The sequence below is a fragment of the Methanothrix sp. genome, from assembly GCF_016706325.1.
In the GTDB taxonomy this organism is placed as follows: domain Archaea; phylum Halobacteriota; class Methanosarcinia; order Methanotrichales; family Methanotrichaceae; genus Methanothrix.
Window position 1 is genome coordinate 241,787 of the sequence record NZ_JADJJX010000002.1, and the last position, 12,056, is coordinate 253,842.

General features: G+C 53.0%; 12 protein-coding genes and 1 tRNA gene. 6 read left to right on the forward strand and 7 right to left on the reverse strand.

The window, feature by feature from the left end; translation table 11 throughout:
* Window positions 1-3: 3 nt before the first annotated feature.
* A complete protein-coding gene (gene mgtA / locus IPI63_RS10820; RefSeq protein ID WP_292478394.1) occupies window positions 4-2,520 on the reverse strand; it encodes a magnesium-translocating P-type ATPase in 2,517 nt (838 codons plus the stop codon).
* 215 nt (window positions 2,521-2,735) lie between these two features.
* Window positions 2,736-3,860, reverse strand: coding sequence for a hypothetical protein (locus IPI63_RS10825; RefSeq protein ID WP_292478395.1), 1,125 nt, complete (start codon window positions 3,858-3,860; stop codon window positions 2,736-2,738).
* A gap of 163 nt (window positions 3,861-4,023) precedes the next feature.
* Here IPI63_RS10825 and IPI63_RS10830 point away from each other — a divergent pair, with 163 nt between their 5' ends.
* Window positions 4,024-4,908, forward strand: coding sequence for a fasciclin domain-containing protein (locus IPI63_RS10830; RefSeq protein WP_292478396.1), 885 nt, complete (start codon window positions 4,024-4,026; stop codon window positions 4,906-4,908).
* 192 nt (window positions 4,909-5,100) lie between these two features.
* Here IPI63_RS10830 and IPI63_RS10835 read toward each other — a convergent pair whose 3' ends face one another.
* Both IPI63_RS10835 and IPI63_RS10840 read right to left on the reverse strand, forming a co-directional pair.
* Window positions 5,101-5,931 carry a hypothetical protein gene (locus IPI63_RS10835; protein ID WP_292478398.1) on the reverse strand — a complete coding sequence of 277 codons (831 nt, stop codon included), beginning with the start codon at window positions 5,929-5,931 and terminating at the stop codon, window positions 5,101-5,103.
* Between the two features lie 136 nt (window positions 5,932-6,067).
* The gene (locus tag IPI63_RS10840; protein WP_292478399.1) at window positions 6,068-6,466 is read right to left on the reverse strand and encodes a hypothetical protein; all 399 of its coding nucleotides are present in this window, start codon (window positions 6,464-6,466) and stop codon (window positions 6,068-6,070) included.
* A 141-nt stretch (window positions 6,467-6,607) separates the two neighbouring features.
* Between IPI63_RS10840 and IPI63_RS10845 the strand changes: the two genes are divergently transcribed.
* The 4 genes from IPI63_RS10845 to IPI63_RS10860 all read left to right on the forward strand — a co-directional run bounded on the left by IPI63_RS10845 (window position 6,608) and on the right by IPI63_RS10860 (window position 8,196).
* Window positions 6,608-7,216, forward strand: coding sequence for a 7-carboxy-7-deazaguanine synthase QueE (locus IPI63_RS10845; RefSeq protein ID WP_292478400.1), 609 nt, complete (start codon window positions 6,608-6,610; stop codon window positions 7,214-7,216).
* 268 nt (window positions 7,217-7,484) lie between these two features.
* A complete protein-coding gene (locus IPI63_RS10850; protein WP_214064931.1) occupies window positions 7,485-7,868 on the forward strand; it encodes a cyclophilin-like fold protein in 384 nt (127 codons plus the stop codon).
* A gap of 93 nt (window positions 7,869-7,961) precedes the next feature.
* On the forward strand, window positions 7,962-8,090 hold the full coding sequence (locus IPI63_RS10855) for a hypothetical protein (protein WP_292478401.1): 129 nt from the start codon (window positions 7,962-7,964) through the stop codon (window positions 8,088-8,090).
* 34 nt (window positions 8,091-8,124) lie between these two features.
* Window positions 8,125-8,196, forward strand: a tRNA-Gly gene (locus IPI63_RS10860).
* A gap of 12 nt (window positions 8,197-8,208) precedes the next feature.
* Here IPI63_RS10860 and uvrC read toward each other — a convergent pair.
* The gene (gene uvrC / locus IPI63_RS10865) at window positions 8,209-9,768 is read right to left on the reverse strand and encodes an excinuclease ABC subunit UvrC (protein WP_214064932.1); all 1,560 of its coding nucleotides are present in this window, start codon (window positions 9,766-9,768) and stop codon (window positions 8,209-8,211) included.
* A gap of 425 nt (window positions 9,769-10,193) precedes the next feature.
* Here uvrC and IPI63_RS10870 point away from each other — a divergent pair, with 425 nt between their 5' ends.
* Window positions 10,194-10,553: a hypothetical protein gene (locus tag IPI63_RS10870; RefSeq protein WP_214064933.1), complete on the forward strand. Its 360-nt coding sequence runs from the start codon at window positions 10,194-10,196 to the stop codon at window positions 10,551-10,553.
* 58 nt (window positions 10,554-10,611) lie between these two features.
* Here IPI63_RS10870 and thiE read toward each other — a convergent pair whose 3' ends face one another.
* Both thiE and thiM read right to left on the reverse strand, forming a co-directional pair.
* Entirely contained in the window at window positions 10,612-11,211 is a 600-nt protein-coding gene (gene thiE, locus IPI63_RS10875; RefSeq protein ID WP_214064934.1) for a thiamine phosphate synthase, read from the reverse strand.
* Complete coding sequence (gene thiM, locus IPI63_RS10880) at window positions 11,208-12,002, reverse strand: hydroxyethylthiazole kinase (RefSeq protein WP_214064950.1); 795 nt, start codon at window positions 12,000-12,002, stop codon at window positions 11,208-11,210. Before thiM ends, thiE begins: the two co-directional genes overlap by 4 nt.
* Window positions 12,003-12,056 lie beyond the last annotated feature (54 nt).

The window sequence follows — 12,056 nt, forward strand, 5'->3', positions numbered from 1 at the left end:
GCCTCAAGGAGGGTTCATCCGGTAGAAGATCCTCTTCGCCAGTTCAGCCGCTCCAATGTAAGCTCCCACAATGAGAGATATGACCAGGAGGAATTGAGGGGGGACCGATACAAAACCGAAGGGATCGGCCAGACCGCTGTAGGGCAAGAGGAGAGCAAGAACGCCGGATAGAAGGGTCATCATCAGCAGGGGCCTTCCCGGCCGGGAGGAGAAAAATGGCCTTCTGGTGCGAATGATCAGCACAACGAAGCAGGCTGAGATCACCGACTCCATAAACCAGCCGGTTCTGAACTGATCCACACTGGCCTGCAGGAGGAATAGCAGGGCGCCAAAGGTGATGAAATCGAAAAGGGAGCTGAGAAGGCCAAAGGTCAGCATGAAGTTCCTGATAAATCCAATCGACCAGCGCCTGGGGCTAGATATCAATTCCAGGTCCACTCGGTCCCTGGCTATGGTCATCTCCGGCAGGTCGGTCAATAGATTGGTGAGGAGCACCTGGGTGGGAAGAAGGGGGAGGAAGGGAAGGAATAAAGAGAGCAGGGCCATGCTGAACATATTCCCGAAGTTGGCAGATGTGGCCATGAATACATACTTCATGGTATTGGAGAAGGTCTTTCTCCCCTCTACCACCCCTTGCTTCAGGACGCCGAGATCCTTTTCCAGGAGCACTATATCTGCAGCTTCCCGGGCCACATCAACCGCCCCGTCCACAGATAGCCCCACATCGGCTGCATGCAATGCTGAGGCATCATTGATCCCGTCGCCCATATAGCCCACGACGCATCCGCTCTTTCGCAGAGCGAGGATAAGCCTCTCCTTCTGGTTTGGCTCCACCTCAGCGAAGATATCCACCTGCTGCACTATCTGTTGCAGAGCCTCATTGCTCTCCCGATTGATCTCAGCGCCGGTCAGGATCCGGTCTTTAAATAGTCCGATCTTGCTGCCTATACTCTTCGCCGCGAGCTGGTTGTCTCCGGTTATTATCTTGAGGTGAATTCCCATCTGGGAGAGCTCATTGACGGTCTCTTCAATCCCCTCCTTGAGAGGGTCGTAGAATATGAGAAAGCCTAAAAATGTCATGTTCTCTTCATCTTTGGCCTGGAGGACATCGATCTGGGAGAGCTTTTTGGCCAGCCCCAAGACCCTGTATCCCTGGCTGCTTAAATCCTGGAACCTGGACTGAACACGATCCTCGACCAGAGAGATATCCACCACCTCCTGGCCCAGCAGGGCGGAGGAGCAGACCTGCAGGACATTTGCCAGAGCTCCCTTGGTCAAAATGAGCTTCTCCGAGCCCATCGATACCAGGATGCTCAATCGCTTGCGGTTGAAATCATAGGGTACCTCATCTATTTTTTTTATGCCGGAGATCTCAGGCTGGCGGAAGCCCAGGATGGCCTGATCGATGGGATTGGAAAAGCCGGTCTCAAAGAAGGAGTTGATGTAGGCCAGGGCGAAGAGCTCCTCGCTCTCCCTGCCCTCAATATCCTGAGCGGAGTGCATCCTCACTCTTCCTTCAGTTAAAGTACCAGTCTTGTCGGTGCATAGAACATTCATGCTCCCAAAATCCTCTATCGATGCCAGGCGCTTGACTATGACCTTATGGGCGGCCATCTGACCTGCTCCATGGGCCAGATTTATGCTGATTATTGCCGGCAGGAGCTGGGGGGTCAGGCCGACTGCCAGGGCCAGGGAAAAGAGAAAAGAGTCTATGATGGGGCGGGAGAAGTAGACGTTTATGGCGAATATGGCCACCACCAGTATCATCGTTATCTCCAAGAGCATGTGGCCGAAGTGCCTGATCCCCCGTTCGAACTCTGTCTCGGGCTCCCGGACCTTCAGCCGCCCGGATACCCTGCCGAATTCGGTATCCTTTCCAGTGAGAACCACCACCGCTCTGGCGCTCCCGCTTACCACATTCGTCCCCAAGAAGAGGCTGTTGTTCCTCCTGGCAAGAGGGGTATCCGGCTCCAGCGTCCTTTCCATTTTCTCCGCCGGATAGCTCTCCCCGGTAAGAGCCGCCTCGTTGAGATAAAGATCCTTGGACTGGAGGATGCGGCAGTCTCCAGGGACTATATCTCCCGCTTTTAATATTATTATATCTCCAGGGACTATGCTCTCCACCGGGACCTCCATATCCTTCCCATCCCTGAGAGCAGTGGCTTTGACCTGGATTATCGAGAGGAGATCGTCCATGGCATCCGCCGCCTTTCTCTCCTGCCAAAAGCCCAGCAGGCCGCTTATGAGCAGTATGAAGAGGATGATTGTGGCACCTGTAACCTCATGGAGAAAAAAGGAGAGTACAGAGGCAAATATAAGCAATAGAATTATCGGGCTGCTGTACTGAGCCAGCAGCAGATGAATGGAGCTGGACCTCTTGCGGGGTTTGATCCGGTTTGCACTGTATTGCTTGAGTCTCCTTTGAGCCTCTGCCTCCTCCAGCCCCTCCTCTCGCGCATCAAGTGATCTGAGCAGCTCCTCAGAGGGAATGGACCAGAAGGCGGATAGATCAGGGCTCATAGACTCAATTCTCTATTCCATCTCTGAGGGGATAATCTTTTTCCAATGGCAGTCCATTGCCCAAGGCAAACCGATCTCTGACATTCGATATTCGATAGCCGCTATTCGATATTCGATATTCGATAGCCGCTATTCGATATTCGATATTCGATAGCCGATATTCGATATTCGATATCCGATATCCTGCAAGACAGAGCGAGAATGACAAAGCAGTATCAGCCTTCAGAGAGCAGATCACCTGATGCCGGCCCTCTCCTGGCGGTAGGAAGGAAGCTCGCTGCAATTCCCAGAATTGGGCCCAGGATCATTCCCGATCCTCCCAGAAGGGCTATGGTTCCAATCACTGCCAACAGAGATCTCTGCAGTATTCCTGCCTCTCCCCTGGCCAGGCGGATGGAGGCCACCCCGAGAATTGCATGGAAGAGGACTGTGGCCATGGTGATATAGATCTCTGGACCAAAAGGAGCGCGGGTGAGGCTGAAGACCATCTGAGTGAGGATCAGAGAGCTGGTGCCGAGGAACAGAAAGCCGGCCAGAGTTCCGGTCAGACTGAACGGGCTGCGGCGGCTTGATCGCCAGTATATGAGAAAACCGGCAATTATTGCCACCAGATAGGGGATGAGGATCATGGTAAGGCTCTGCCCCTCCCAGATATAGACCGATGCGATCCGGATTGGAGCTATCATCCTATCGGTGAAGCTGAACTCCTCCCGGTATCCTACCGCCAGGCTGTAGTGCCCGCCCCTTTTTCCGCCGGCTGCCCCTTCTGCTGCTGATGCAGCTGCCATTGATGCATTCTCTCCTCTGCCGCTTTTGTTGCTCTCATAGACCACAGCATAATACCGCCCTGTCCGGGGTGCAGAGATGTTGATCTCTGCCAGTTTTATGCGGCTGCTGGGCCAGAAGGGCTCATAGGTTGCCTTCTCCTCCCTTCCCTCAGCCTCCAGGACTCCCAGATCCTTCAGGGCCTCATGAGCTACAGAGCTGGCAAAAGGAGAGGAGGCATTGCCTTCTGGCTGCAGGGCAGATGAGCTCCCTTTACCCTCTATGCCCGGCCCTATCAAAAGCAGCTTTGGGAGGAAGCCCTCATCCTCCGGATCTGTGGATTTGAGCAGCTCAAGATGGATTCGAGCCCCCTCTTTGAGATCAAAGTCAAAATAATGAGCCGTTCCGTTCTCCAAGACGGCATGGATCGCCCATAGCTTTGCTGGATTGGAGATATGCAGGGAAGAGGATAGATCCTCATTTCCCCCTCCTATGAGTGGTACCTGGCCGGCGGCAGTGAATGCTAAGAGCAGCGTGGCCAGCGATAGAGCTAAGATGTTCTTGAGGGGCAGCACATCCTTCCGGTAACCAGTCTATCAGTATTGAATATTTCGGCTATGCAGAAGGTTTATCTTTTAGCCAGTTGATAAATTATTCAACGAAATGAGTGGAGGTTATGATATGGCAGGAAAAAATTGGATATTCCTGAGCCTGTTGTTCATTGCAGGATGGCTTTGCATGGGTTCATGTCTCGCGCAAAATAATACAACTGCTTATGGCGTTCTGGATGTCGCTGGAGAGATGGGCCTGACGGAGTTCTCAGAACTGGCAGAAAGCATCGGCCTTGCCAGTACACTTGACAATCAGGGGGTTCTTCTCATCGGCCCCGGATCGTTTGTGATCTTCGCCCCCAGCGATGAGGCTTTTGCCGCTGTTGATGATGCAGATATGAATGCCCTTATGGACAACCAGACGGAGCTGAGAAGGGTGCTCTCCTATCATGTAGTCTGGAATAGCGGCTACTTTGAGGATATCTCCGATCTGCAGAGCGCAATGACCCTGCAGGGAGAGAACCTAAGCATCAACAGAACCAATGGCCTGCAGGTCAATGGGGCCAATGTCACAGGGAGCACAAAATATGATAACGGCATCATCTATGTGATAGACAGAGTTCTCATGCCCAAGAAGAGCTCCATGGCAGGCGCAGCCGAGGCGGCAAAGGAGCTGGGAGCGAAGGATTTCGCCTCTGCCATTGTCGCTGAAGGGCTGGAGGAGAGGCTGAACGGCCAGGGGCTGATGGGAATAACAACCCTGGCGGAGGGGCCCTTTACTGTATTTGCCCCCAGCGATGGAGCATTTGATGCCTCCAGATCCACCATCGATGCAGTCAAGAAGAGGGATATGGGAATGACAGACCTGCTCAGTTATCATATGATTGAGGCTAAGGATCTTGTCAATATGACTGAATCCGGCTCTGTCAAGAGCCTGCTGGGAGAATCACTGGCCATAAACAGCAGCACAGGCTATGTGGGCACAGCCAGGGTATCGGGATCAGAGAGATACGATAACGGAATTATCTACCTGATAGACCAGGTCCTGATGCCGATAAGCCTGAGCGTGTGAGATCCAAATAGCTGGCCCTGAGCCTTTCATAGGTGGCGAGATCGGGACTGGATAGCCTGGAACTGCAACCGTCCATGATCTCAATCGCCCATGATCTCGCTAGATTGGATCCTGATTGGTCATGATCTATATCGATATCGACAGTGATCTATATCGACTGTGATTCAGATCGCTCATCTATCTTTTTTCAGTTCAATTGTATTTGAGGCAATTGAAGAGATCATCTGCCCTGATCGGCCTAGTCTCTGGGGGAATGAAGCTCAAATAGATGCTCTCATGGCCCAGCCAACCTAGCTCTTCCCTCTTGATGATGTGCTTGCTTTTGATGGTCATATTCTTTTTTATCTGAAATGTGCCGATGTACTCTTCTTCCATCTCCAGTGCCGGATCTTTCCAGGGCTTGCTTGCTTTGCCGCCGGCGATCTGGCCCGTCTCATCCTCAGATGATAGATCGGCCTGAAAAACGCCAATTCTCATCTTCCCTTCAGTGACAGTCTCATCGATCTGCATGCCAATGGAGGTCGAGGCCGTCCTGGTGGAGTCCTCCCCCCGGTAGCTTCTCTCTGATACTGTGTACTCCGATGAGCCTGAGATCGCCTGAGCGGACTGGATGAGGTGATGCAATGAGGCAGCAGATGAGCCCTTGTTGAGCACCTGAGTTCGTCTGGAGAGGGGAGAGTATAGGGCCAGGGGATTTGACGAATAATATCCATTGCCAGCTATAACCCTCACGGACGAATCGCTGTTATTGCTCTGGGTGAATAGCTGAAGATGAATAACTGAGCTGTTATATGAAGAATTGACAGCAGGCGAATGATGCTCAGATGAGGCGGCAGCTCCTTTCAGCAGCCCCTCTCCCAGCGCCTCTGCACAGCCCATCTGGGCTGCAGCCGGTGCCCCCAATGCACAAATGAAGAGTATGATGAGTATGATGAGAGTGCACTGCATTGCTTTGCGCCTGCCCGTCCAGACCATCTGGAGAGGATCAAGGGGGATCTTTCCTCTTCTTGCCAATTGCCTCATCCGCCAGTACTCTCTCTTGCTGGACATATATTTTGATCGGTCGGGTGCAGGGCTCCTGTGAGGGAGAGGAGGCAGTAATGAGAGGAGAGTTCGAGAATGGATTTGACAGGTGATTGTGGATCGATCTCCCAGAGGATCAATGATCGATCCAGGAGGGATAGATGACCAGATTTCTCTCGCGCGTCAGCATCTTTGATATGATCCAGTCCATCAGGTCTGGCAGCCGGCGGAGAGTATGCTCAAGGCGCGGGGATATGGGATACTCCTTCTGCCAGGAGGTTTGCCTCTTCCATTCATAGCCTGTTAAAATAGAATCGTTGATCCCGTCATCGAAAATAGATCTCAACTCCTTCTCTTCGGTCAGGGCGAGGCCGTCGATCATATGCGTTCTCACATCATCTCCCTGAGAGTCGCAGGTTTGTATGCACAATGCAGCCCGGCCGCCCTCAGATAGAATAAAGAAGTATCGGCCAGGGTTGTCTAAAAGGTCGTTGAGCAGCTTTCTGCGGCTGACCTCGATTCCTATCCTTATCATGATCCCCAGACTCCGTAGCTAAAAATATAACAATAAATGATGATCAATCAAAGGTTATATGTTTTTTGGTCACCGCCAATAGTGCTAATATATTTATATAAGTTTATAAGAAAAGCCTCCAATGGATGAGGATTTGATGGAATGAGGCTGATTGAGGTCTTCCGTTCGATTCAGGGCGAAGGACCGGCCATGGGAAGGCCGGCTCTCTTCATCAGGCTCTCGGGCTGCAATCTGAGGTGCGAGGGATGCGACACCGATCTTAAGCCATCCCTTGACCTCTCCGTCCGCGAGCTGCTGGAGAGGGCTGAGGGGGAGGAAGGAAGGAGGGTGATCATAACCGGGGGAGAGCCGACACTGCAGATGGATGAGCTGGGGGATCTGATCGGCGGCCTTCACCGCCTGGGGCTGGAGATACATATCGAGAGCAATGGCACCAATATCATTCCCCAGAAGATCCTGGAGAGGATTCACTGTGCAGTGATCAGCCCCAAGAGGGGATCGAACTGCAACCTCCCCTTTTGGGCCTGCAAGAGCAATGTCCACCTCAAATTCGTCCTGGGCAAGCCGGACTGGTGCTGGAGGGATGAGGAGCTGACAGAGCTCATATCCACCCTTGACCGGGAGAGGGTATGGATAATGGCCTATGGTGCCGAGCAGGGAATGAAAAATGCCATAGATGCCTGGAACCTGGCCCTGAGGCTGGGGGTAAACTACTCTGACCGCCTGCATATAAGATTGAGACAGAGATGAAAGGGGATGGACCCGCCCGCAGGGAGTAGTAAAAAGGGGTTTTTAGGCTCGGGCGGTCTAACTGATGATAGTACCGGTGGCTATGAATAGATTGGCCGTGCAGGGTGAAAGTGTCTCCAGTCAAATGGAATGAGAGAATGAGGTGGGTTCTATGAGGATGGAAGGGTTCCTGGGGAGGAGGGGGGGCTGGGGGGGAGGGGAGGGGGAGGGTCGGGGATGGGGAGGGTTCTAGGGGATGGGGAGGGTTCCAGGGGATGGGGAGGGTTCTATGAGATCAATAACAATCGAGGTCAAGGGCAAGGGAGAGGCTCTGGCAGAGCTGGATGAGCGCAATCCCATCATCAGAGAGGCCATATGGCAGGCTCTGCCCATAGAGGGGCGGGCCATCCTCTGGGGGGAGGAGGTCTACTTCGATCTGCCTATGCCGTTGAAAGATGAGAATCCATCACCTTCATCGCAGGCAGGAGATATCTGCTACTGGTCGCCCGGGCCAGCGCTATGCATATTCTTTGGCCAGACCCAGCCCTATTCCAGGGTCAATCATATTGGAAAGGTGGTGGAGGGCCTGGAGCTGTTCGAGGGGGTCAAGCCCGATGACATCATCATCCTGAGAAGAAGAGAGCTTCAGGCCAAGGGGGGCATGCAGATCTGAGCCCATCTGGAGCCATCACAGTCACAGAGGATATCACCAGAGGCTTGCGGGTGCACAGAGAGCCTCATTGCCCTGCCCCGGGCGGGAGCATGAATGAGCAAGGATGAGAAAGGACAAGCAAGGGCAGGCAAGGGCAGGCGAGGGCAGGCAAGGACAGGCAAGGACAGGCAAGGATGCGATAGGCCAGCGAGAGAGGAGATCGATTTAAATATGGGAAGCTGAGAATGGAAAGCACCTGGCAGGTCTGCAAGAAGGAGCGGCTGTGGTCCAGCGGTTATGACATGAGCTTCCCAAGCTCGTAACCCGGGTTCGAATCCCGGCAGCCGCACCTGTTTTCATATCATTCAGATAATGCCTTCTTCCTCAGCAGCCTGTTATAGGCCAGTGCGAATCTGTGCGCTTCATCCCTTATCTCCTGGAGGTATAGGGATGCTCTCTCACTCTTCTTGATATTCAGGGGCTCGGCCAGCCCGGGCAGGTAGATCTCCTCCTCCTTTTTGGCCAAAGATATGATGGGAACCTTAACTCTCATCTCCCTCAATTCCTTCAGGGCGGAGCTCAGTTGGCCTGCACCCCCATCGATGACGATCAGATCAGGAAGCTCCTTGTTCTCCTTTTTCAGACGGGAGTAACGCCTGCGCACCACCTCGGCGATGGAGGCGAAGTCATCTCCTCCCTGGACATCCCTGATCCTGAAGCGGCGATAGTTGGTCTTGTCCGGCTTTCCCTTCCGGAACTGGACCATCGAGCCCACAGCGAAGGAGCCGGCCAGATGGGAGATATCAAAGCACTCTATGACCTCGGGCTTCCTGGGCAGGCGCAATGCCTCCTGGAGGGAGACCAGCTTGGCCTGGTCGCCAAAGACACTGATCTCCAGGTTCTTTTCCGCCAGCAGGAGAAGCTCTCTCTTCTCTCCCTGCCTGGGGATGGTGACCCGAGCTTTCTTTCCCTTCAGATGAGAGAGAAAATCCACCAGCGAGCCGTCGATGGCCTCCGAGACGATCAGCTCCTCTGGGGGCTCGTTCTCAGAGTAATACTGCACAATAAACTCCTCTAAGAAGTCGTCGCTGGAGGGAAATTGATACTCCTCCTTTCCCGTCAGTGTGCCCCGATAGACCTTGAAGAGCATAAGGTGGACGCTCTCGCCATCTATCAAATAGCTGAGGACATCCTGGTCGTACTTGCGGTTCTGCTCCACCCTCTGCCTCTCCTGAAGGTGCTCAAGTGCATTGATCTCATCCCGCAGCTCCATGGCCCGCTCGAAATCCTGCCGCCCAGCCCGGATCGCCATCTCCTCTCTCATAGAGCCGATCAGCTCCGCCGTCCTGCCGCTCAGGGCGGATTTGGCCCGCTCTACCCTTGCCTGATAGTCTCTCTTGCTTATCTTGCCTATGCAGGGGCCTGAGCAATGGCCGAGATGATAGCGGAGACAGGCCCTTTTGGGAAGGCGCCTGCAGGTGCGCAGGCCGAAGGCTTTGCGAACGATCTGATAGACAAAGCCCCTCTCCTTGGCGGATACAAAGGGCCCGTAGAATGAGCCCTGGCCCTGGCCTTTGCGGGAGATTCTGATCCTGGGGAACTGCTCATCAGTCAGATGGATGGAGGCATAACGGGAGGAGTCCTTGAGCTTGATATTATAGCGCGGCTGATGCTTTTTGATCAGGGTGTTCTCCAGGAGCAGTGCCTCTACCTCAGTGTTGGTGACTATGAAGTCCACTCCCTTTATCGCCGCCACCAGGGCTGCCATCCTCGGACTATGGTTCTGCTTTTGAAAGTAGTTGGCCACCCTTTTTTTGAGGTCCCTGGCTTTGCCTACATAAATGATATTGCCCCATTCTTCGGGGCTATCCCGGAAGAGGTAGCAGCCGGGAAGATGAGGAAGAGAATCTAAAGATACCATTTCCGTTCTTCCATTAGTCGCTATTTCTCAATCCACTTAAGGCCTTTGCCTTTTCCTCCTTCAGCAAATGCCGGTCGTGAATCGATATGGATTGGCATTCGGCCTGCTGAAGAATTAGGCCTTATTGAATGCTCATTTGACCAGAATATCCCTCTCGGGCATGTTTTCCCTGCACTCTGATATTTCGCATTCCGATTCCATCAAGCTCAAACTTCATCTGCCACTGCTATAAGAAACGGCCCATAGCCTATATTATGGGCTTTGGGGCCGGTGAATTGCCGAGAATGAGTCGTTTTATTATCGATGGACAACCTCTGTTCCCAAGATATCGATCTTCATTCAAAGACTTTATATCCTATAATTTCTAAAAAGATGCCAAATATGATCCGATATGTAATGGAGGGGTAAAAATCGAACCAGATAATATGGATCCGGAAGAGAGATTTAGCGGAACATATACAGATGGACTGGGGTTCATAAGGAAAAAAAGGAATAACATGGGCATCGTCTTATGGATTGCAGTCGGTATTGGAAACCTGTTATTGGGATTTTCTCCGAGCAAATATTATATTTTGGAAGTTCTGTCCTGGCCTGTCTCGGCCTACTTATTGCTCATAGCCATACAGATGGCAAGCAGCCATGATATTAACACCTGGAGAGGAACTCCGTGGATCAAGCTCTGGATATTCCTGGGCAATTTGATTAGTGGACTGATTGGATTGATCATATATGCACTGCTGAAGTGGCGGGAGAAGAATTATCTCAAAAAGATGTTGAGGCAATAGGTAGATGCCAAGCGAATCCCGCCCGATAGATAGAGGCCACCAGATATCATTACAGCCTTCAGAACAGATCCTGGAACCTCTTGATCTGGGCGCTCACATCATCGCTGCCAACGACACAGGATATGGCACACAGTCCATCTGCTCCCGCTCTGATGACCTCAGGGGCATTGAGGAGATTGATCCCCCCAATGGCGATTAGGGGAATTTCGACCTGCTGGCGAATCTCTTCGATCAGAGATAGGCCTGCCGGCTTTCCTGCATCGGGTTTGGTCATCGTCTGGAATATGGGCGAGACCCCCAGGTAATCGGCTCCCAGCCTCTCTGCTTCCACTGCCTCTCTCAAATTGTGGACGGTCACCCCTATGATCTTCTCCCCCCCCAGAAGCTTGCGGGCAGTGGTGCAGGGCATGTCCGACTGGCCCAGGTGGACGCCATCGGCATCAACCGCCAGGGCGATGTCTATTCTATCATTGATCAGAAAGGTCAGGTCCTGGCAGATCTCCCTCAGACGCCGGGCCTCCTCATACATCTCCCTGGTCTCAGCACTCTTATTTCTGTACTGGACCACCTCAACCTTGCAGGCAGCAGCCTCTATCACATCGCTGATGTTTCCCGCCCGGCTCAGTACCGAATCGGTTATGAAATAATATCCTTTCACCCTTCAATCCTCTGCATACTTCTTACGATCCGGGAATCCATATTGTAGACGGCATCATAAAGGTGCTCCTTGAAAGATCCCGGTCCCGCTGCCAGCAGAGCGGCGAATTCCGCTGCCACCTCAAAGCAGACCAGCCCGGAGACAGAAGCGGCAACATAGTCCGGTTCGACAGCGGCAAACGTCCCAATCACCGATGTGGCCATGCATCCTGTGCCCACCACATCGGCCATCATGGGGTGGCCGTTATGCACCCATACTGCTCGATTCCCATCGGCCACAATATCGTCCTTGCCGGTGATGACCACAGTACAATCCCTCTCCCTGGCCAAAGATCCGGCCACCTCCTTAAGGTCGGCTCCGGTATCTACAGCATCAACGCCCCTGGTCTTGACATCCTCCCCGGCGATACGGGCGACCTCAGATGAGTTGCCCTTGATGATGCTCACATCGAGCTCATCCAGGATCTGCAGGCATTTCTCATCCCTGTACCTGGTCGCTCCTGCGCCGCAGACATCAATGACCACTGGTATCCCTTTCTCATTGGCGCTCTTTCCAGCGAGGAGCATGGCCTCAATGAACTCAGTGTCGAGGGTGCCGATGTTCAGGACCAGAGCAGAGGCCATCCTTGCCATATCGGCAACCTCCTCTATGGCATGGGCCATGACCGGGGAGGCTCCAAAGGCCTTGACGATATTGGCGCAATCGTAAATGGTGACCAGGTTGGTCAGGTGATGTACCAGAGGCTTATCCCTTCTCACCCTTTCCAGAGCTTCTGATGCATCTGCTATCATCTCAATAGATCCTATCTCCGCCTTCACTGATATATCCTATCTTCGCCCGAAATA

Coding starts and splice junctions, on each gene's coding strand:
- IPI63_RS10840 (WP_292478399.1), bottom strand. CDS start 6,466: ATGATAAGGATAGGAATCGAGGTCAGCCGCAGAAAGCTGCTCAACGAC.
- IPI63_RS10845 (WP_292478400.1), top strand. CDS start 6,608: ATGAGGCTGATTGAGGTCTTCCGTTCGATTCAGGGCGAAGGACCGGCC.
- thiM (WP_214064950.1), bottom strand. CDS start 12,002: ATGATAGCAGATGCATCAGAAGCTCTGGAAAGGGTGAGAAGGGATAAG.
- IPI63_RS10830 (WP_292478396.1), top strand. CDS start 4,024: ATGGGTTCATGTCTCGCGCAAAATAATACAACTGCTTATGGCGTTCTG.
- IPI63_RS10850 (WP_214064931.1), top strand. CDS start 7,485: ATGAGATCAATAACAATCGAGGTCAAGGGCAAGGGAGAGGCTCTGGCA.
- uvrC (WP_214064932.1), bottom strand. CDS start 9,768: ATGGTATCTTTAGATTCTCTTCCTCATCTTCCCGGCTGCTACCTCTTC.
- IPI63_RS10870 (WP_214064933.1), top strand. CDS start 10,194: ATGGATCCGGAAGAGAGATTTAGCGGAACATATACAGATGGACTGGGG.
- IPI63_RS10835 (WP_292478398.1), bottom strand. CDS start 5,931: ATGAGGCAATTGGCAAGAAGAGGAAAGATCCCCCTTGATCCTCTCCAG.
- IPI63_RS10855 (WP_292478401.1), top strand. CDS start 7,962: ATGAGCAAGGATGAGAAAGGACAAGCAAGGGCAGGCAAGGGCAGGCGA.
- mgtA (WP_292478394.1), bottom strand. CDS start 2,520: ATGAGCCCTGATCTATCCGCCTTCTGGTCCATTCCCTCTGAGGAGCTG.